Origin of the sequence: Streptomyces sp. NBC_01267 (assembly GCF_036241575.1) — a bacterium.
GTDB lineage: Bacteria > Actinomycetota > Actinomycetes > Streptomycetales > Streptomycetaceae > Streptomyces.
This window is the reverse complement of the sequence record NZ_CP108455.1, coordinates 2,887,501-2,907,500: the sequence shown is the minus strand read 5'-3', so window position 1 is coordinate 2,907,500 and position 20,000 is coordinate 2,887,501. Positions and strand designations below refer to the sequence as shown.

13 protein-coding genes and 2 rRNA genes (1 of these 15 running past the window's edge) are annotated in these 20,000 nt (G+C 67.2%); 11 read left to right on the top strand and 4 right to left on the bottom strand.

Going from position 1 to position 20,000, the window contains the following annotated elements; translation table 11 throughout:
- Window positions 1-3,087, top strand: a 23S ribosomal RNA gene (locus OG709_RS13225); it begins 38 nt to the left of the window's first position.
- A 79-nt stretch (window positions 3,088-3,166) separates the two neighbouring features.
- Window positions 3,167-3,283: ribosomal RNA gene (gene rrf, locus OG709_RS13220) — 5S ribosomal RNA — on the top strand.
- A gap of 136 nt (window positions 3,284-3,419) precedes the next feature.
- Here the strand turns inward: rrf and OG709_RS13215 are convergent.
- The gene (locus OG709_RS13215; protein WP_329166187.1) at window positions 3,420-4,676 is read right to left on the bottom strand and encodes a hypothetical protein; all 1,257 of its coding nucleotides are present in this window, start codon (window positions 4,674-4,676) and stop codon (window positions 3,420-3,422) included.
- 142 nt (window positions 4,677-4,818) lie between these two features.
- On the opposite strand from OG709_RS13215, the gene mtnA reads away from it, so the two are divergent.
- From mtnA to OG709_RS13180, 7 genes are all read left to right on the top strand, one after another.
- Window positions 4,819-5,928: an S-methyl-5-thioribose-1-phosphate isomerase gene (mtnA, locus tag OG709_RS13210; RefSeq protein ID WP_329166185.1), complete on the top strand. Its 1,110-nt coding sequence runs from the start codon at window positions 4,819-4,821 to the stop codon at window positions 5,926-5,928.
- A gap of 15 nt (window positions 5,929-5,943) precedes the next feature.
- Entirely contained in the window at window positions 5,944-6,621 is a 678-nt protein-coding gene (gene mtrA, locus OG709_RS13205) for a two-component system response regulator MtrA (RefSeq protein ID WP_005486885.1), read from the top strand.
- 1 nt (window position 6,622) lies between these two features.
- Window positions 6,623-8,650, top strand: coding sequence for an MtrAB system histidine kinase MtrB (gene mtrB, locus OG709_RS13200; protein ID WP_284347872.1), 2,028 nt, complete (start codon window positions 6,623-6,625; stop codon window positions 8,648-8,650).
- Window positions 8,651-8,687: 37 nt separating this feature from the next.
- Window positions 8,688-10,517 (top strand): LpqB family beta-propeller domain-containing protein, encoded by a 1,830-nt coding sequence (locus OG709_RS13195; RefSeq protein WP_250298872.1) that lies wholly within the window; start codon window positions 8,688-8,690, stop codon window positions 10,515-10,517.
- A gap of 194 nt (window positions 10,518-10,711) precedes the next feature.
- On the top strand, window positions 10,712-11,500 hold the full coding sequence (locus OG709_RS13190) for a ComF family protein (RefSeq protein ID WP_266642860.1): 789 nt from the start codon (window positions 10,712-10,714) through the stop codon (window positions 11,498-11,500).
- Window positions 11,501-11,772: 272 nt separating this feature from the next.
- Window positions 11,773-12,462 (top strand): ribosome hibernation-promoting factor, HPF/YfiA family, encoded by a 690-nt coding sequence (gene hpf / locus OG709_RS13185; protein WP_250298828.1) that lies wholly within the window; start codon window positions 11,773-11,775, stop codon window positions 12,460-12,462.
- Window positions 12,463-12,646: 184 nt separating this feature from the next.
- The gene (locus tag OG709_RS13180) at window positions 12,647-13,378 is read left to right on the top strand and encodes a response regulator (RefSeq protein ID WP_250298822.1); all 732 of its coding nucleotides are present in this window, start codon (window positions 12,647-12,649) and stop codon (window positions 13,376-13,378) included.
- Between the two features lie 72 nt (window positions 13,379-13,450).
- On the opposite strand, the gene OG709_RS13175 is transcribed toward OG709_RS13180, so the two are convergent.
- Together OG709_RS13175 and OG709_RS13170 are read right to left on the bottom strand one after the other, a co-directional pair.
- The gene (locus OG709_RS13175) at window positions 13,451-14,632 is read right to left on the bottom strand and encodes a winged helix-turn-helix domain-containing protein (protein ID WP_250298820.1); all 1,182 of its coding nucleotides are present in this window, start codon (window positions 14,630-14,632) and stop codon (window positions 13,451-13,453) included.
- 307 nt (window positions 14,633-14,939) lie between these two features.
- Window positions 14,940-15,515 (bottom strand): GNAT family N-acetyltransferase, encoded by a 576-nt coding sequence (locus tag OG709_RS13170; protein WP_326694780.1) that lies wholly within the window; start codon window positions 15,513-15,515, stop codon window positions 14,940-14,942.
- A gap of 281 nt (window positions 15,516-15,796) precedes the next feature.
- Between OG709_RS13170 and secA the strand changes: the two genes are divergently transcribed.
- Window positions 15,797-18,613, top strand: a complete 2,817-nt coding sequence (gene secA, locus OG709_RS13165; protein WP_250298815.1) for a preprotein translocase subunit SecA — start codon at window positions 15,797-15,799, stop codon at window positions 18,611-18,613.
- A 98-nt stretch (window positions 18,614-18,711) separates the two neighbouring features.
- On the opposite strand, the gene OG709_RS13160 is transcribed toward secA, so the two are convergent.
- Window positions 18,712-19,110: an Rv3235 family protein gene (locus OG709_RS13160; protein ID WP_250298808.1), complete on the bottom strand. Its 399-nt coding sequence runs from the start codon at window positions 19,108-19,110 to the stop codon at window positions 18,712-18,714.
- A 337-nt stretch (window positions 19,111-19,447) separates the two neighbouring features.
- Between OG709_RS13160 and OG709_RS13155 the strand changes: the two genes are divergently transcribed.
- On the top strand, window positions 19,448-19,954 hold the full coding sequence (locus OG709_RS13155) for a DUF6912 family protein (protein ID WP_266642868.1): 507 nt from the start codon (window positions 19,448-19,450) through the stop codon (window positions 19,952-19,954).
- The last annotated feature ends 46 nt before the right edge of the window (window positions 19,955-20,000 follow it).

Genomic DNA, 20,000 nt, shown 5'->3' with positions numbered 1-20,000 from the left:
CCAGGAACCGATGAAGGACGTGGGAGGCCACGATAGTCCCCGGGGAGCCGTCAACCAGGCTTTGATCCGGGGGTTTCCGAATGGGGAAACCCGGCAGTCGTCATGGGCTGTCACCCATGCCTGAACACATAGGGCATGTGGAGGGAACGAGGGGAAGTGAAACATCTCAGTACCCTCAGGAAGAGAAAACAACCGTGATTCCGGGAGTAGTGGCGAGCGAAACCGGATGAGGCCAAACCGTATGTGTGTGATACCCGGCAGGGGTTGCGCATGCGGGGTTGTGGGATTGCACTTCAATAGTCTGCCGGCTGTTGGGCAAGTCAGAAACCGTTGGTGTAGGCGAAGGACATGCGAAAGGTCCGGCGTAGAGGGTAAGACCCCCGTAGCTGAAACATCAACGGCTTGCTTGTGTGACTCCCAAGTAGCACGGGGCCCGAGAAATCCCGTGTGAATCTGGCGGGACCACCCGCTAAGCCTAAATATTCCCTGGTGACCGATAGCGGATAGTACCGTGAGGGAATGGTGAAAAGTACCGCGGGAGCGGAGTGAAATAGTACCTGAAACCGTGTGCCTACAAGCCGTGGGAGCGTCGCTGACAGTACTTGTACTGTTAGTCGTGACTGCGTGCCTTTTGAAGAATGAGCCTGCGAGTTAGCGGTGTGTAGCGAGGTTAACCCGTGTGGGGAAGCCGTAGCGAAAGCGAGTCCTAATAGGGCGTTTGAGTTGCACGCTCTAGACCCGAAGCGGAGTGATCTAGCCATGGGCAGGTTGAAGCGGCTGTAAGAGGTCGTGGAGGACCGAACCCACCAGGGTTGAAAACCTGGGGGATGACCTGTGGTTAGGGGTGAAAGGCCAATCAAACTCCGTGATAGCTGGTTCTCCCCGAAATGCATTTAGGTGCAGCGTCGTGTGTTTCTTGCCGGAGGTAGAGCACTGGATAGGCGATGGGCCCTACCGGGTTACTGACCTTAGCCAAACTCCGAATGCCGGTAAGTGAGAGCGCGGCAGTGAGACTGTGGGGGATAAGCTCCATGGTCGAGAGGGAAACAGCCCAGAGCATCGACTAAGGCCCCTAAGCGTACGCTAAGTGGAAAAGGATGTGGAGTCGCAGAGACAACCAGGAGGTTGGCTTAGAAGCAGCCACCCTTGAAAGAGTGCGTAATAGCTCACTGGTCAAGTGATTCCGCGCCGACAATGTAGCGGGGCTCAAGCGTACCGCCGAAGTCGTGTCATTCCAGCACATACCCCCAACGGGGGCTGGGATGGGTAGGGGAGCGTCGTGTGCCGGGTGAAGCAGCCGCGGAAGCGAGTTGTGGACGGTTCACGAGTGAGAATGCAGGCATGAGTAGCGATACACACGTGAGAAACGTGTGCGCCGATTGACTAAGGGTTCCTGGGTCAAGCTGATCTGCCCAGGGTAAGTCGGGACCTAAGGCGAGGCCGACAGGCGTAGTCGATGGACAACCGGTTGATATTCCGGTACCCGCTTTGAAACGCCCAATACTGAATCAGACGATGCTAAGGCCGTGAAGCCGTCCTGGATCCTTCGGGTGAAGGGGAGTGGTGGAGCCGTCGGACCAGATCTGTACTAGGTAAGCGATGGGGTGACGCAGGAAGGTAGTCCAGCCCGGGCGGTGGTTGTCCCGGGGTAAGGGTGTAGCCCGTGTGATAGGTAAATCCGTCACACGTTAAGGGTGAGACCTGATGCCGAGCCGATTGTGGTGAAGTGGATGATCCTATGCTGTCGAGAAAAGCCTCTAGCGAGTTTCATGGCGGCCCGTACCCTAAACCGACTCAGGTGGTCAGGTAGAGAATACCGAGGCGTTCGGGTGAACTATGGTTAAGGAACTCGGCAAAATGCCCCCGTAACTTCGGGAGAAGGGGGGCCATTCTTGGTGATCCGATTTACTCGGTGAGCTGGGGGTGGCCGCAGAGACCAGCGAGAAGCGACTGTTTACTAAAAACACAGGTCCGTGCGAAGCCGTAAGGCGATGTATACGGACTGACGCCTGCCCGGTGCTGGAACGTTAAGGGGACCGGTTAGTCACATTTCGGTGTGGCGAAGCTGAGAACTTAAGCGCCAGTAAACGGCGGTGGTAACTATAACCATCCTAAGGTAGCGAAATTCCTTGTCGGGTAAGTTCCGACCTGCACGAATGGCGTAACGACTTCTCGACTGTCTCAACCATAGGCCCGGTGAAATTGCACTACGAGTAAAGATGCTCGTTTCGCGCAGAAGGACGGAAAGACCCCGGGACCTTTACTATAGTTTGATATTGGTGTTCGGTTCGGCTTGTGTAGGATAGGTGGGAGACTTTGAAGCGGTCACGCCAGTGATTGTGGAGTCGTCGTTGAAATACCACTCTGGTCGTGCTGGATGTCTAACCTCGGTCCGTGATCCGGATCAGGGACAGTGTCTGATGGGTAGTTTAACTGGGGCGGTTGCCTCCTAAAGAGTAACGGAGGCGCCCAAAGGTTCCCTCAGCCTGGTTGGCAATCAGGTGTTGAGTGTAAGTGCACAAGGGAGCTTGACTGTGAGACCGACGGGTCGAGCAGGGACGAAAGTCGGGACTAGTGATCCGGCAGTGGCTTGTGGAAGCGCTGTCGCTCAACGGATAAAAGGTACCCCGGGGATAACAGGCTGATCTTCCCCAAGAGTCCATATCGACGGGATGGTTTGGCACCTCGATGTCGGCTCGTCGCATCCTGGGGCTGGAGTCGGTCCCAAGGGTTGGGCTGTTCGCCCATTAAAGCGGTACGCGAGCTGGGTTTAGAACGTCGTGAGACAGTTCGGTCCCTATCCTCTGTGCGCGTAGGAATATTGAGAAGGGCTGTCCCTAGTACGAGAGGACCGGGACGGACGAACCTCTGGTGTGCCAGTTGTCCTGCCAAGGGCATGGCTGGTTGGCTACGTTCGGAAAGGATAACCGCTGAAAGCATCTAAGCGGGAAGCCTGCTTCGAGATGAGTATTCCCACCCCCTTTGAGGGGTTAAGGCTCCCAGTAGACGACTGGGTTGATAGGCCAGATGTGGAAGCCCGGTAACGGGTGGAGCTGACTGGTACTAATAGGCCGAGGGCTTGTCCTCAGTTGCTCGCGTCCACTGTGTTAGTTCTGAAATAACGAACGGCCGTGTTGTTATCCGGTGTTGGTTAATTTCATAGTGTTTCGGTGGTCATAGCGTTAGGGAAACGCCCGGTTACATTCCGAACCCGGAAGCTAAGCCTTTCAGCGCCGATGGTACTGCAGGGGGGACCCTGTGGGAGAGTAGGACGCCGCCGAACAATTTTTAGCCTCAACCCCCGGACTTTGTCCGGGGGTTGAGGCATTTTTGCGTTCAGACCAAAACCGTAGGGACTTCTCCCTGTTGTCCATCGGCGCCGGGGCGAACCTTGTTGTGCCCCGGCGCCGACAGGCCGATCAGCTCTGCGAAGTGTCGTAACCGGGTACACCCGCGGATCGCGCGAGGTCGATGTCGAGGGCTTCGCGGCGGATGCGCTGGTCGATGTAGAGAAGCACCGTCACGCCGGCCGAGAACGGGTAGGCGACTGCCGCGGTGATCACCCCTCCGATGCCACTGACGATCAGATAGGGCCAGCCGAACGCGGGCGAATTGCCCGAGACGAGTTCGGTGACGCTGCTGCCGTCCGCGGCCATGGCGATGGCGTTGAACGGCAGGCTGATGATGCCGGAGAGGACGGAGGTCAGTACAAGAGTGAGCAGCATGATGCCGAAGATCCGCCACCACACGCCCTTCACCAGCTTGACCGAGCGGCGGAGGGCGTCCGCGATGCTCTGTCGTTCCAGCATCAGCGCGGGTCCGGCCAGGCCGACCCAGACCCAGAGCCAGGCCATCACAGCGATCACGGCGAATGCCCCGAGGACGGTGAGCGCGGCGCCTCCCGTGCCCCCGATCAGCAGGCCGGGAAGGATGCCGACCGTCGCGACGACCGCGTAGAGGACAGGCAGCAGCAGGCTCAGTCCGACCAGACGGGGAAGCTGCGGCCTGGCCTCCCGCCAGGCCTCGGACAGCGCCACCGGGCGGCCCAGGACGGAGCGGCTGACGACGATGGCGAGTACGGCCGTGGTGAAGATCGTGCCGATCAGCGAGATCGCGTACACGGGGCCCAGGTCGAGCAGGGTCGTCCGGAGGGCGTCGATGTTCTGGCGCAGCTGCTCGGTGGGACTGGCTCCGGCGTCGATCTGGACGGGGTCGGGGAGCAGGTAGTGCTGGACGAGGATCGAACAGCCCTGGACGACCGCCGCTACGGGAACGGTCAGGCCGAACACGGCGCGCCAGTGGGCGCGCAGGGTCGACACGGCGCCGTCGAGGATCTCTCCGACGCCCAGCGGTCTGAGCGGAATGACGCCGGGCCTGGGTGCGTCGGGCTGCCGTCCCCAGCCACCCTGCGGCGGACCACCCCAACTGCCGCTCTGCGGGCGGCCCCAGTTGCCGCTCTGTGATGCTCGTGCGCCCCGGCGCGGGGTCTGCTGAGGGGGGACGGACGCAGTGTCCGGCGGGCTCGGCGTGGTCCACCGGCCGGGCGGTGGCTGGTTGCTGGACCACTTCGGAGCGGTATCTCCCTGGTCGGACGGTTCGGTCGGGCGCGGAACGCCCGGATCCTGACCGTCGGAGGGGGCGGACCCGGGCGAGGCCCGACCCGGAGAGTCGTTCATGGTCGCTCCTTACACATGTCTGCCCACGAGTCGGGGCAGCAGGTTTGGCCGTCTTGGTGTCGTGCGCTGTTCGGCGACGGAGAGGGCCGCACATCCCCATCGCCGCTTCAATTGTCGGTGCCTCACGGGGCAGACTGTGCGGATGGCTGATCAGGACGCGCAAACCTCGTTGGATGCCGGACCTCCGATGATCCCTTCACTGCGTTGGGACGAGCCGCCGGAGGGGCCCGTCCTGGTACTTCTCGACCAGACCCGATTGCCGGGCGAGGAGGTCGAGCTGGTGTGCACGGACGTGCCCGCGCTGGTGCAGGCGATCCAGACGTTGGCAGTCCGGGGTGCACCGCTGTTGGGGGTTGCCGGCGGGTACGGGGTCGCGCTCGCTGCCGTACGCGGGTACGACGTCGACGAGGCCGCCGCGCTGCTGGAGGGTGCGCGGCCGACCGCGGTGAACCTCGGGTACGGGGTGCGCAGGGTGGCTCAGGTGTACCGGGCGGCCGTACGCAACGGCGCGGACGCCGAGGGCGGGGCGGCGGCGGCGCTCGCGGCGGCCAGGGACCTCCACCGGGAGGACGCCGGGGCCAGTGCGGAGATGGCGCTCCGGGGGCTGGAACTGCTCGATGAGCTGCTGCCCGGCGGTGGGCACCGGATTCTGACACACTGCAACACCGGGGCGCTGGTCTCGGCCGGCGAAGGTACGGCTTTCGCCGTGGCCCTGGCAGCACACCGTGCCGGCAGGTTGCGGCGGTTGTGGGTGGACGAGACGCGTCCCCTTCTGCAGGGGGCGCGGTTGACGGCGTACGAGGCGGCCCGCAACGGCATGGCGTACACACTGCTCACCGACAATGCGGCCGGGTCTCTTTTCGCGGCGGGTGAGGTGGACGCGGTGCTGATCGGTGCCGACCGGATCGCCGCCGACGGTTCGGTGGCGAACAAGGTGGGGAGCTACCCGCTGGCGGTGCTGGCCAAGTACCACCACGTGCCGTTCGTCGTGGTGGCTCCCACGACGACGATCGACCTGTCCACGCCGGACGGAGCGTCCATCGAGGTGGAGCAGCGGGCGGGCGGGGAGGTCATGGAATTCGGCGGGGTGCCGGTCGCGCCGCTGGGGACGCAGGCGTACAACCCTGCGTTTGATGTCACACCGCCCGAGCTCGTGACGGCCGTAGTCACGGAGGCAGGGGCGGTTTCGCCTGTCACCGCGGATGCACTCACCGCGTTGTGTGCCAGGTCACGCCAGGTAACGATTAGCTAATGGGATGATGTCAACATGAAGGGACGCGTCCTTGTCGTCGATGACGACACTGCACTTGCCGAGATGCTCGGCATTGTGCTGCGTGGTGAAGGTTTTGAGCCGTCATTTGTAGCGGACGGCGACAAGGCACTGGCTGCATTCCGTGAGGCCAAGCCGGACCTGGTACTGCTCGATCTCATGCTGCCCGGACGGGACGGCATCGAGGTCTGCAGGCTTATCAGGGCCGAGTCAGGTGTGCCGATCGTGATGCTCACGGCGAAGAGCGACACCGTCGATGTGGTGGTGGGGCTCGAATCCGGAGCCGACGACTACATCGTCAAGCCGTTCAAGCCCAAGGAACTGGTCGCCCGTATCCGGGCGAGACTGAGGAGGTCGGAGGAGCCCGCGCCGGAACAGCTGGCGATCGGTGATCTGGTCATCGATGTGGCCGGTCACTCCGTGAAGCGGGAGGGGCAGTCGATCGCCCTGACCCCGCTGGAGTTCGATCTGCTGGTCGCGCTGGCCCGTAAGCCCTGGCAGGTGTTCACCCGTGAGGTGCTGCTGGAGCAGGTGTGGGGGTACCGGCACGCGGCGGACACCAGGCTGGTCAATGTGCATGTCCAGCGGCTGCGGTCGAAGGTCGAGAAGGACCCCGAGCGCCCGGAGATCGTCGTGACCGTCCGTGGTGTCGGTTACAAGGCCGGGCCGAGCTGACATGACCCGAAGCAGTGCTGCTCCGACGCCCGGGGAGCCGGGAGCGCGCACGGAGCGGCCTGCCGGTCGGGAGGCGGACGCCTCTCCCCGGGACACCGTCCCCGCCGGTTCGTCCGGCGGGGGCCCCGGGGCGCGTTCGCGGGGGAGACTCGGCGAGCGTTTCGTACAGGGCGGCCGGCTGTTCCAGGACGGAGCGCCCGGCAGCCCCGTGCTGCGGATGGTGGCGCGTCTGGTGCGCCGTCCGCTGCTTCCCGCTGTGCGGCTGTGGCGGCGGAACATCCAGCTCAGGGTGGTGGCGGGCACGCTGCTGATGTCGCTCGCCGTGGTCCTGGTGCTGGGCGTCGTCGTCATCGGGCAGGTGCGCAACGGGCTGCTCGAAGCCAAGGAGAAGGCGGCCGTCAGCCAGGCCGCCGGTGGTTTCACCGTGGCGAAGGACAAGGCCAACGCGACCGCGGTGGTGGACAGCGAAACGGCCGACAGCGGGGCTTCCAGCAACTCCCGGCAGTGGCGTACCGACCTGGTCGCGCAGCTCGCGAGCGGCGGTCAGGGCGCGTACAACGTGATCACCCTGGCTCCCGCGTCCGAGGAAGCGGGGGCGGGCAACGGCGGGCAGCGTACGTCCGGGCAGGTGAGCCCCGACAGCGTGTCCGAGAAACTGCGCCAGGACGTCGACCAGGGGACGGCCCCGTACAAGACGTACACGGACGTCAAGTATGTCGACGGTCGTCCGCCGGAGCCGGGGCTGATCGTCGGGCAGCGGCTGGAGGACATCGACCACAAGCCGTACCAGCTCTACTACCTCTTCCCGCTCTCGCAGGAGGAGAAGACCCTCAGCCTCGTCAAGCGCACGCTGGCCACCGCGGGACTGTTCGTGGTCGTGCTGCTCGGCGCGATCGCCTGGTTCATGGTGCGGCAGGTGGTGACGCCCGTGCGGATGGCTGCCGGGATCGCCGAGCGGCTCTCCGCGGGCCGCCTGCAGGAGCGGATGAAGGTCACCGGCGAGGACGACATCGCGCGGCTGGGCGAGGCCTTCAACAAGATGGCGCAGAACCTTCAGCTGAAGATCCAGCAGTTGGAGGACCTCTCCCGGATGCAGCGGCGCTTCGTCTCCGATGTGTCGCACGAACTCCGTACGCCGCTGACCACGGTTCGGATGGCCGCCGACGTCATCCATGACGCGCGCAGCGATTTCGACCCGGTGACCGCGCGCTCCGCGGAGCTGCTGGGGGACCAGCTGGACCGTTTCGAGTCGCTGCTGGCCGACCTGCTGGAGATCAGCCGTTTCGACGCGGGCGCCGCGGCGCTGGAGGCCGAACCGATCGATCTGCGCGAGACCGTGCGCCGGGTGATATCCGGTGCCGAGCCGCTCGCCGAGCGCAAGGGCAGCCGGATCCGGGTCGTCGGGGACGAGCAGCCCGTGGTCGCCGAGGTCGATGCCCGGCGGATCGAGCGGGTGATGCGCAACCTCGTCGTCAACGCGGTGGAGCACGGCGAGGGCAAGGACGTGGTGGTGCGGTTCGGTGTGGCCGGAGGCGCTGTCGCGGTGGTGGTGCGCGATTACGGGGTGGGGCTCAAGCCGGGCGAGGCGACCCGGGTGTTCAGCCGTTTCTGGCGGGCCGATCCGGCGCGCGCCCGCACCACCGGGGGTACCGGGCTCGGGCTCTCCATCGCGGTCGAGGACGCGCGGCTGCACGGGGGCTGGCTGCAGGCCTGGGGCGAGCCCGGTGGCGGTTCGCAGTTCCGGCTGACTCTGCCGCGTACGGCGGACGAGCCGTTGCGCGGCTCCCCGATACCGCTGGAGCCCGAGGACTCGCGGCGCGGACGTGCGGCGACGGAGGCCGAGGCCGCGGGGCGGCGGGTGGCCGTGCCGGTCCAGCCGGGTCCCGACCGGTCGACGCTGCCGCTGCCGGCTCGGGCGATACCGGCCGATCCGACGGCGCTGCCGGGCAGTGGCGCCCGGGTGGTGCCGCGGGTCGGTGACTCTGCAACGCACGTACCGGACCGGGAGGACACCGCCCGTGGGCGCTGATCGTGGGGGTGGGCGCCGCGGCGCCCGAGGACTGCGGATGTACGTCTGGCTGGGGTGCGGCGGGGTGCTGCTGGCCGGGTGCGCGTCCATGCCGAACAGCGGTGACATCGAAGCGGTCGATCCCTCGCAGCGCAACGATTCGCAGGTCAAGGTGTACGCGGTTCCTCCGAAGGAGGGGGCGGCGCCCGCCGAGATCGTCGACGGTTTCCTGGAGGCGATGACCAGTGACGATCTGCAGTTCGCCACGGCCAGGAAGTATCTGACGAAGGGCGCGTCCCGGAGCTGGGACCCGGGTGCGCGGACCACCGTGCTGGCCGACGGTCCCACCCGCCGGCTGAGTCCGGCGAACGACCGGGACGCGCCGGAGGGCTCTTCCACGTTCGAGCTGACCGGCACGGAAGTCGCTGTGGTCGACAAGCAGCACGCCTACCGGCCGGACAACGGGAAGTACCGGAACGCGATCCATCTGGTCCGGCAGAACGGCAAGGAGTGGCGCATCGACGATCTGCCCGCCGGTCTGCTGCTCAGCCTGTCCGACTTCCAGCGCAACTACCACTCGGTCAACAAGTACTACTTCGCCTCGGCGCCGACGTCCGGAACGCCCGGCCAGGACTGGCTGGTCGCCGACCCCGTCTATCTCCGCCAGGGGATCGACCCCGAGACGCGGATGGATCCGCTGACACAGACGGTCGCCTCGCTGCTCGACGGGCCGACCAACTGGCTTCGGCCGGTGGTGGGTTCACGCTTCCCGGCCGGTACGGCGCTGAAGAAGGGCGTCAAGACGCTGGCGCTCGACGACCGGAACGCGCTGACGGTGCCGCTCAACGACAAGGCGAAGAACGTCGGCCAGGGGCAGTGCCGGATGATGGCCGCCCAACTGCTCTTCACCCTGCGGGACACGACGTCCATGCGGGTCGATCAGGTGGAGCTGGAGCGGGCGGACGGCTCGCAGCTGTGCGTGCTCAGCGCGGACCACGCGGAGGAGTACGCGCCCGACCGCACCTCGGGGACCCCGGCCGGCGAGTACTTCGTCGATGCCAAGGGGCGGCTCGTGGAGATGCAGGTCACCGGGGGCGGCACGTCGGGGCGGACCGATCCCGAGCCGGTCCAGGGGCCGCTCGGGACGGGTGAGAAGCCGCTGAGCACCGTTGCGGTGGCGCGTGACGAGCACCGGGCGGCGGGGGTGTCCAAGGACGGAGGGACGCTGTACACGTCGTCCATCGTCTCGGGCCGCGAGGCGCCGGAACTGCTCTATTCCAGCCACGCCAAGCAGGAGAAGGACCGGCTGTCCGCGCCGAGTTGGGACGGGCGCGGAGATCTGTGGGTGGCTGATCGGGACCCGTCGCATCCGCGGTTGCTGCGGTTCGCCGGGGGATCGGGTGAGCCGCAGAACGTACCGCTCGTCGGGTTGGACGGTGCGCGCATCGAGGGCCTGCGGATGTCGTCGGACGGGGTCCGGATCGCGCTGCTGCTGTTCAAGGACGGACACACGACACTGAAGGTGGGCAGGGTGGTGCGGCACGGCACCGCCGACAATCCCACGGTCCCGGCCGTCGAGGCACTGCGCCCGGCGGCCCCGCAGATGGCCGATGTCACCGCGGTGTCCTGGGCGGGGCGCAGCCGCCTCGTGGTGGTCGGCAAGGAGGCCGGCGGGGTGCAGCAGGTGCGTTATATGCAGGCGGACGGTTCTGTTTCGAGCGTGAATCCGCTGCCGGGCGCGAATCGCATCACGGCTGTTGCCGCTTCGGACGACGACCGGCTGCCGCTGATGGCGCTCTCGGACGAGGACGGAATTGTGCGGATGCCGCCGCGCTCGAATTGGAAGACAGTGGTGACGGAAGGGAAGTCACCCGTCTATCCGGGGTAGTTGCCCTACCAGCGTAGTTGCCGGTGGGGTGTCGGGCACGTCGGTCGGATATCGGTCGGCACGTCGGCCGGCTCGTTGTCCGACATGTGTTGTCCGACGTGTTGTCCGGCGTGCTGTCCAGCTGGTGGTCCGGCCTCCGGGGTGGTTATCCACAGGGGTGGCCCGATGCCTTGTGCCTCGGCAGAGTAGTAGCCGTGCGGAACTGGTGGCGGGAAATCTCGGATCTGGTGCTGCCGGTCGCCTGCGGGGGCTGTGGCAGACCTCGGACGGCGCTCTGCGAGGAGTGCGCCGGGGCGCTGTCCGGCGGCCCGGCGCGCAGGGCGAGACCGGTCCCGGAGCCTGCGGGGCTGCCGGCGGTGTGGGGAGCGGCGGCGTACGAGGACGCGGTGCGCGCGGTGCTGCTCGCGCACAAGGAACGGGGCGCGCTGGGGCTGGCCGGGGCGCTCGGCCGGGCGCTCGCCGGGTCCGTACGGGCGGCCGTGGCCCGGAGCGCGGGTGCGGGGACGCTGCTGCTGGTGCCGGTGCCTTCGGCACGCGGCGCGGTCCGGGCCCGGGGCCATGACGCGGGCCGCAGGATCGCCTGGTCCGCATCGGCCGAGCTGCGCAGGACGGGCACTCCGGCGCGGGTCGTGGCGGCGCTCCGGCAGCGTCGGGGGGTGGCGGATCAGGCGGGGCTGGACGCCCGTCAGCGGCTGGCGAATCTGGCGGGTGCACTGGAAGTGCCTGCCGGGGGCGTACGGCTGCTGGAAGGGGGCAGGGTGGTGTTGGTGGACGATCTGATGACGACCGGGGCTTCGCTGGTGGAGGCGGCGCGGGCCGTGCGGGCGGTGGGCGGCAGGGAATTCGGTGGCTGCCCGGAACCGGTCGCTGCGGCCGTTGTCGCGGTGCCACCACTCTCTTTCGAAATAAACCGGAACTGTCCGCGAACTTCCATCGTTGCAGGTAGTGAGGGAGAAAAACCACCGGAACGGGGGTACGCGTGAGTAGCGGGTGCCGATACCCGTCCCCGCGAGCTATGTTCGGTTGTGAGGAATGGCGAAAGCTGTGGCTCACTTGAATGCACGGACGTGCATACAGGCGCTTTCCGGGTTTCGCCGGTTCCGTGGAACTCGGAGATTGGTGGGGTGTGGGGATCTTCCGACGGGGGAGGAGGAGGTGAAAGTCACCAAGTCCGAGACTCCGGTGCTCGCCGGAGTCTGGTGCAAAAGGGAGCTGCTCCGCCAGTGAGCGGAGCGATCCGGGAACGGAGTTCTGCGTGGACATCGTCGTCAAGGGCCGCAAAACCGAGGTACCCGAGCGGTTCCGCAAGCACGTCGCCGAGAAGCTGAAGATTGAGAAGATCCAGAAGCTGGACGCCAAGGTGATCAGCCTTGACGTCGAGGTGTCCAAGGAGCCCAATCCGCGGCAGGCCGACCGTTCGGACCGAGTGGAAATCACGCTGCACTCCCGAGGCCCGGTGATCCGGGCGGAGGCAGCGGCAGGCGACCCGTACGCAGCGCTGGATCTGGCCACGGACAAGTTGGAGGCGCGGCTGCGCAAGCAGAACGAGAAGCGCCACAACCGCAGGGGCGCAGGGCGTATTTCAGCCGCCGAGGTCGTGGATGCCGTGCCGGAGACGGCGCAGATCGACGGCAACGGTGAGTTCATCGCCGACAAGGCGTCCCAGACGATTCCGACCACGAGGATCGGTTCGCTCGAAGTACAGGGCGACGGACCGCTGGTGGTCCGGGAGAAGACGCACGTCGCAGCAGCGATGTCACTCGACCAGGCGCTCTACGAGATGGAGTTGGTCGGGCACGACTTCTATCTGTTCGTCGACGCGGACACGAAGGAGCCCAGTGTCGTCTACCGGCGGCACGCCTACGACTACGGTGTCATTCACCTGATGACCGACCCGCTCGCCGACATGGAGGCGGCCGGCGCCGGCGGTGCGCTCGGCGGATGACTTCATGAACCGTGCGGTGCCCCTGGAAGTGCGTCCACGTACCCCGGGGGCACCGGCGTGCGGGTTCGGATCACCGTTCCGTCGTCGCGGCATGAAATCATGGCGTCACGCGCCAATCAGTGCTCTGTGAGCCGTGGTTGGCGTGGTACACGAACTTCTGGCCATGGCTTCAGGGGGAGGAACGATGGCGGACAGCTTCGGTCCGGTGCACGACGAGGATGAGGGCCCCATGGACCATGATCCGGCTTCGGGCAGGGAACCGATCAGGGTCCTGGTGGTCGACGACCACGCGCTCTTCCGGCGCGGTCTGGAGATCGTCCTCGCCGCGGAGGAGGACATCCAGGTGATCGGCGAGGCGGGTGACGGAGCGGAAGCGGTGGACAAGGCCGCCGATCTGCTGCCGGACATCGTGCTGATGGATGTACGGATGCCCAAGCGGGGTGGCATCGAGGCGTGCACGGCCATCAAGGAAGTGGCACCCAGCGCGAAGATCATCATGCTGACGATCAGCGACGAGGAGGCCGACCTCTACGACGCGATCAAGGCCGGGGCCACGGGATATCTCCTGAAGGAGATCTCGACCGACGAAGTCGCCACGGCGATCCGGGCGGTGGCGGACGGGCAGTCGCAGATCAGCCCTTCCATGGCGTCGAAACTGCTCACCGAGTTCAAGTCGATGATCCAGCGGACGGACGAGCGTCGGCTCGTACCGGCGCCGCGGCTCACCGAACGCGAGCTGGAAGTACTGAAGTTGGTGGCCACGGGGATGAACAACCGGGACATCGCCAAGGAGTTGTTCATCTCCGAGAACACTGTGAAGAACCATGTGCGCAACATCCTGGAGAAGCTCCAGCTGCACTCCCGGATGGAAGCGGTGGTGTACGCGATGCGGGAGAAGATTCTCGAAATCCGCTGAGCGGTGCCCCGGGGCAAGTCGTCCCGCCGGTCGCCTGCCGTCGGCCGCAGTCGCCGGTCGGCCGGCCGTCGGTCAGCTCGTCGGCAGGGTTTCTGCCAGGGCCTCGGCCAGTGGGGCCCGCAGCTCCGGGGCGTTCATACGCTCGACTCGCACATCCGTGCAGCCGACCCAGGCAGCCGCCTCGGCCAGGGCCTCGGCCATCGGCCGGGCCGCCTTCGCGTGGTCCAGGGAGACCTGCCGGGCCACCAGCGTGGTGCCCTCGCGCGCAGGATCGGCCCGCCCCACCAGCTTTCCGCCCGCCAGCAGCGGCATGGAGTAGTACCCGTGGATCCGCTTGGGCTTGGGGACGTACGCCTCCAGGCGGTGGGTGAAGCCGAAGATCCGTTCCGTACGGGCGCGTTCCCAGATCAGTGAGTCGAAGGGGGAGAGCAGGGTCGTACGGTGCCGGCCGCGCGGTGGGGACGACAGCGCCTCCGGGTCGGCCCAGGCAGGCTTGGACCAGCCCTGGACGCTCACGGGCACGAGCCCCGAATCCGCTACCACCGCGTCGAACTGCTCGCCCTTGAGGCGGTGGTAGTCCGCGAGGTCCGTACGGGTCCCGACGCCCAGGGACCTGCCCGCTAGGGCGACCAGCCGGCGGACGCACTCCAGGTCGTCCAGATCGTCATGGAGGAGGGCGCCGGGGATCGCGCGCTCGGCCAGGTCGTACACCCGCTTCCAGCTGCGCCGCTCGGTGCACACCACCTCGCCGTACATCAGCGCCCGCTCGACCGCGACCTTCGAGGCCGACCAGTCCCACCACTCGCCGCCGTTCTTCGCGCCTCCCAGCTCGGTGGCGGTCAGGGGGCCCTCCGCGCGCAGCTGCTCGATCACGGTCTCGTAGGCGGTCTCGGGGAGTTCGTGGTTCCAGTGCGGGCGGTCGCGGTACGCGCGGCGGCGGAAGGCGAAGTGCGGCCACTCCTCGACGGGCAGGATGCAGGCCGCGTGCGACCAGTACTCGAAGGAGTGGCCCCCGGTCCAGTACGCGTCGTCGACGGTTCTGCGGCCCACGGCGCCCAGCCGGGCGTACGGAATCAGCTCGTGCGAGCGGGCCAGCACGGAGATGGTGTCCAGCTGTACCGCGCCGAGGTGGCGCAGTACTCCGCGCACCCCGCCCCGCCGGTCGGGAGCGCCCAGGAATCCCTGGGCGCGCAGTGCGATCCGTCGGGCTTCGTCGGCGGAGAGTTCGACGGCTGGGGGCGGCACGGGAGTCATGCACGGAACGATAGGCCGCGGCACTGACAGCCGGACCGGGCCGTCGGATGTCCGGGGCGGTCCGGGGCGGTCCGGGGCGGTCCGGGGCGGGGTGGTGCGGGGTGGTGCGGCGCGGAAGGGACGGCGTCGGACCGGCCGGAGCCCGACACCGGAGCCCGACACCGGAGCCCGGCACCGAGCCCGACGGCCGTGGGTCCGACGGCCGGGGCACGATGCCTGGGCCCGAGGTCCGACGGCCGTGGTCCGAAGTCCACCACCGTCGGGCCGCGGGCCACGGAGTCCACGCCCGACCTCGGGCCCCCGGACCTCAGGCGCGCGCGGGTAAATACGCGTGCTCGGCGGAGAGCCCCAGGTCGGAGGGGAGCAGGGCGCCCACCCAGGCGTCCCTGCGGGTGCCCTTGTTCAGCAGGTCCGAGCGCAGTACGCCCTCGACCTGGAATCCGGCCTTCTCCGCCACGGCCCGCGAGCCCACGTTGCCGACCTCGGCCCGCCACTCCAGGCGTTCGACGCCCAGAGCGCTCAGCGTGTGGTGCGCCAGTACGGACACCGCCTCCGCCGTGTATCCCTGGCCCCGGTGTTCCTTCGCCGTCCAGAATCCGATCTCCCACGTATGAGAGGGCCCGCGCTGGAAGACGGAGATCGCACCTATCAGCGGGCCGCCCTCGCGCGGCTGTACCGCGAAGGCCAGGTTGGTGCCCGACTCCCAGCCGGTCGGGACGATGGTGCCGACGAAACTCTCCGCGTCCTTGCGCGCGTACGGCGAGGGCACGATCGTCCAGCGCTGGATGTCGGGGTCCTGGCAGGACCGGAACACACTCTCGGCGTCGGTGGGGGTGAAAGGGCGCAGCAGCAGGCGCTCGGATGTCAGAGTGAAGGGCTCCATCGCTGGATTCTCCGCTCCGGGCCGGACCGGGCGCCATGCCTTTTTGAGGTTCTCCCGGCACCTTCCGGACGCCCCGACCGTTGTCCTGAGCGGCAGGCCTCCCGGCGCGGCGGGGTCCTCGCTTACGATGGCCGTTGCTCTACCCCGGTTTGCCGCGTGAAAGTAAGCCGGGCTCCCTGGTCGGCCTTGTTTCTCCGGCCGGGGTCCGGGGGTAGCACCCCGGGAGGTTCAGCCCATGAACTCGACCGCGCCAGGCCCGACCGGCAAGGAGACCAACCCCCGTGTCCGTCTTCAACAAGCTCATGCGTGCAGGCGAAGGAAAGATCCTGCGCAAGCTGCACCGCATTGCGGACCAGGTCAACTCCATCGAAGAGGATTTCGTCAACCTCTCCGACGCCGAGCTGCGGGCCCTCACTGACGAGTACAAGCAGCGGTACGCCGACGGTGAAAGCCTCGACGACCTGCTTCCCGAGGCGTTCGCGACGGTCCGCGAGGCCGCCAAGCGTGTCCTCGGCCAGCGCCACTACGACGTCCAGATGCTGGGCGGCGCCGCCCTGCACCTCGGCTATGTCGCCGAGATGAAGACCGGTGAGGGCAAGACCCTCGTCGGCACGCTCCCCGCCTATCTGAACGCGCTGTCCGGCAAGGGCGTCCACCTGATCACGGTGAACGACTACCTGGCCGAGCGTGACTCCGAGATGATGGGCCGGGTCCACAAGTTCCTGGGGCTCGAAGTCGGCTGCATCATCGCCAACATGACCCCGGCGCAGCGCCGTGAGCAGTACGCCTGCGACATCACGTACGGGACGAACAACGAATTCGGCTTCGACTACCTCCGCGACAACATGGCGTGGTCCCAGGACGAGCTCGTCCAGCGCGGCCACAACTACGCCATCGTCGACGAGGTCGACTCGATCCTGGTCGACGAGGCCCGTACGCCGTTGATCATCTCCGGCCCCGCCGATCAGGCCACCAAGTGGTACGGCGACTTCGCCAAGCTCGTCACGCGTCTGACGAAGGGCGAGGCGGGCAACCAGCTCAAGGGCATCGAGGAGACCGGCGACTACGAGGTCGACGAGAAGAAGCGCACGGTCGCCATCCACGAGCCCGGTGTCGCCAAGGTCGAGGACTGGCTGGGCATCGACAACCTCTACGAGTCGGTGAACACCCCGCTCGTCGGTTACCTCAACAACGCCATCAAGGCCAAGGAGCTCTTCAAGAACGACAAGGACTACGTCGTCATCGACGGCGAAGTCATGATCGTCGACGAGCACACCGGCCGTATCCTCGCGGGCCGCCGTTACAACGAGGGCATGCACCAGGCGATCGAGGCGAAGGAAGGGGTGGACATCAAGGACGAGAACCAGACGCTCGCGACGATCACCCTGCAGAACTTCTTCCGCCTCTACGGCAAGCTCTCCGGCATGACCGGTACGGCCATGACCGAGGCCGCCGAGTTCCACCAGATCTACAAGCTCGGTGTCGTCCCGATCCCGACGAACAAGCCGATGGTCCGCATGGACCAGTCCGACCTGATCTACCGCACCGAGGTCGCCAAGTTCGACGCGGTCGTCGAGGACATCGCCGAGAAGCACGAGAAGGGCCAGCCGATCCTGGTCGGCACCACCTCGGTCGAGAAGTCCGAGTACCTCTCGCAGCAGCTGTCCAAGCGCGGGGTGCAGCACGAGGTGCTCAACGCCAAGCAGCACGACCGTGAGGCGCCGATCATCGCCCAGGCCGGCCGCAAGGGTGCCGTCACCGTCGCCACGAACATGGCCGGCCGTGGTACGGACATCAAGCTCGGCGGCAACCCGGACGACCTCGCCGAGGCGGAGCTGCGCCAGCGCGGCCTCGATCCGGACGAGAACGTCGAGGAGTGGGCCGCCGCGCTGCCCGCCGCGCTGGAGAACGCCGAGCGGGCGGTCAAGGCCGAGCACGACGAGGTCAAGGACCTCGGCGGGCTGTACGTGCTGGGTACCGAGCGGCACGAGTCGCGCCGTATCGACAACCAGCTGCGTGGTCGTTCCGGACGCCAGGGTGACCCGGGCGAGTCCCGTTTCTACCTCTCGCTCGGTGACGACCTGATGCGGCTGTTCAAGGCGCAGATGGTCGAGCGCGTGATGGCGATGGCCAACGTGCCCGACAACGTACCGATCGAGAACAAGATGGTGACGCGTGCCATCGCGTCCGCCCAGTCGCAGGTCGAGCAGCAGAACTTCGAGACGCGTAAGAACGTCCTGAAGTACGACGAGGTGCTCAACCGCCAGCGTGAGGTCATCTACGGTGAGCGCCGCCGGGTCCTGGAGGGCGAGGACCTGCACGAGCAGGTGCAGCACTTCATGGACGACACCATCGACGCGTACATCCAGGCGGAGACCGTCGAGGGCTTCGCCGAGGAGTGGGACCTGGACCGGCTCTGGAACGCGTTCAAGCAGCTCTACCCGGTGAAGGTCACCGTCGAGGAGCTGGAGGACGCGGCGGGCGACCGCGCGGGCATCACCGCCGAGTTCATCGGCGAGTCCATCAAGGACGACATCCACGACCAGTACGCGGGCCGTGAGGAGCAGCTCGGCTCCGACATCATGCGTGAGCTGGAGCGGCGCGTGGTGCTGTCGGTGCTGGACCGCAAGTGGCGTGAGCACCTCTACGAGATGGACTATCTCCAGGAGGGCATCGGCCTGCGTGCCATGGCGCAGAAGGACCCGCTGGTCGAGTACCAGCGCGAGGGCTTCGACATGTTCAACGCCATGATGGAGGGCATCAAGGAGGAGTCCGTCGGCTATCTGTTCAACCTGGAGGTCCAGGTCGAGCAGCAGGTCGAGGAGGTCCCGGTCCAGGACGAGGCCGAGAAGACCTCTCTGGACAAGCAGGACGCCGTGCCCGCGGGTGCGCGTCCGGAGATCCGGGCCAAGGGCCTGGAGGCCCCTCAGCGCCCCGACAGGCTGCACTTCTCGGCTCCCACGGTGGACGGCGAGGGCGGTGTCGTCGAGGGCGACTTCGAGAGCGAGGACGGAGCGTCCCGCTCGGAGGCGGACGGTATGACGCGTGCCGAGCGCCGGAAGGCGCAGAAGGGCGGCGGTCGCCGCCGCAAGAAGTAGCGCCGCGGCGAGACGTATCGCCCGCAGCAAGCCGTACGAGCCGGGGCCGGAACCTCAGAGTCTGTGGGGTTCCGGCCCCGGCTGTCTCCGCGGGCGGTTCATACGCAGGCCCGCTCGCCGCCCAGCTCCACCGCGGCGCACCGCCAGCGCAGGTCGGCGCCCTGTTCCAGGCGGAACGCCATCGCCTGTACGTGCTCGCCCGACCCGATGCGGGCGAACGCCTCGATGACGCCGGGTGCGGGGACGAACTCGCCGCAGTGGCGTACGACGGGCCTGAGGCCCGGTGCCCGCAGAGGCGTTCCCGGGGCCAGCAGCACCAGCTGTTCGTACGCCTCGCCGATGGTGTGGCCGAGCATCCAGTGCACCGGCCGCTGCCCGCTGAGCACCGCGAGGAGCCGTTCGGCGAACCAGTAGTGCGGCTTGAGCCGCCGCCGCTGGAGTGGGGTGGTGCGCGGGCCGTGCTGGTCGTGCCTGCCTGCGGGCCTGGTCCGGTTCATGAAGTGAGCGCCCCGTTCTGCTGTGCCCGGTGTTTATACCGGGCAGTAACTTCTGCTGGGTTTCTTCTACGGGCATACGGAAGCCGGGGCAAGGCGGGCACCGCCGCCCTGCCCCTGGCACCGAACATCACCTATCCGGGTGGCCGGCCCGTGCCAGAGAGGGGCTCGGGCGGGTGCCGGTCATCCTGGGGTGGACGCCTGCGGGGCCTCTCCAGTCACCACGATGGGGGACTCGGTACGTATCCTGGGTGCCTTCACCCGGGCTCCGTGCCCGGCTCCTCACCTGGGCCCGACCGGTTCGCGCCGGGTGCCCGTACGACGACGAAAGCGGCCGGCCATGCGTGTGTACGTCCCACTGACCCTCCCCGGTCTCGCAGCGGCGCACGCGGCGGGCGAGCTGGGCCCCGGCCCGCTGACCGCCTATGCCGTCACCCCCGGCCTGCGGGAGTGGTACGTCTCCGACGACATCGAGGAACTGGAGTACGCCGCGCTGAACCGCGCCGCGTCCGCCTCGCTGCGGCTGCTCGCCGGGGCGCCGGACATCGCCCGCCGCCGGATCGTCGTCGCCGTCGACGTGCCGGACCAGGACGCGGTCGCGGACCCCGACCGCGGGCTGGAGGCGGGCGCGCTGGGTGAGGTGCGGATCGCTTCCGCGGTGCCGCTGTCCAAGGCAGCGGCCGTCCATGCCGACGCCGACGACGCCGAGGCCGATGTCGCCGTGGCGGCTGCCGCGCTGGGAGCGGCGGACCACGGGGACGACGACGCCCAGTTCACGGTGGACGGCGCCGACGACCACGAACTGCTCTGGTTCGGGGTGCAGGAGATCCCCGGCCTGATCGGCTGAGCGGCCCGTTGTCAGACCCTGCGCGTACCGTTCTGGATGGGACGTG

What these genes read in the sequence shown, in the direction of transcription:
- OG709_RS13215 (WP_329166187.1), bottom strand. Translation starts at nt 4,676, where the DNA reads ATGAACGACTCTCCGGGTCGGGCCTCGCCCGGGTCCGCCCCCTCCGAC.
- mtnA (WP_329166185.1), top strand. Translation starts at nt 4,819, where the DNA reads ATGGCTGATCAGGACGCGCAAACCTCGTTGGATGCCGGACCTCCGATG.
- mtrA (WP_005486885.1), top strand. Translation starts at nt 5,944, where the DNA reads ATGAAGGGACGCGTCCTTGTCGTCGATGACGACACTGCACTTGCCGAG.
- mtrB (WP_284347872.1), top strand. Translation starts at nt 6,623, where the DNA reads ATGACCCGAAGCAGTGCTGCTCCGACGCCCGGGGAGCCGGGAGCGCGC.
- OG709_RS13195 (WP_250298872.1), top strand. Translation starts at nt 8,688, where the DNA reads ATGTACGTCTGGCTGGGGTGCGGCGGGGTGCTGCTGGCCGGGTGCGCG.
- OG709_RS13180 (WP_250298822.1), top strand. Translation starts at nt 12,647, where the DNA reads ATGGCGGACAGCTTCGGTCCGGTGCACGACGAGGATGAGGGCCCCATG.
- OG709_RS13175 (WP_250298820.1), bottom strand. Translation starts at nt 14,632, where the DNA reads ATGACTCCCGTGCCGCCCCCAGCCGTCGAACTCTCCGCCGACGAAGCC.
- OG709_RS13170 (WP_326694780.1), bottom strand. Translation starts at nt 15,515, where the DNA reads ATGGAGCCCTTCACTCTGACATCCGAGCGCCTGCTGCTGCGCCCTTTC.
- OG709_RS13160 (WP_250298808.1), bottom strand. Translation starts at nt 19,110, where the DNA reads ATGAACCGGACCAGGCCCGCAGGCAGGCACGACCAGCACGGCCCGCGC.
- OG709_RS13155 (WP_266642868.1), top strand. Translation starts at nt 19,448, where the DNA reads ATGCGTGTGTACGTCCCACTGACCCTCCCCGGTCTCGCAGCGGCGCAC.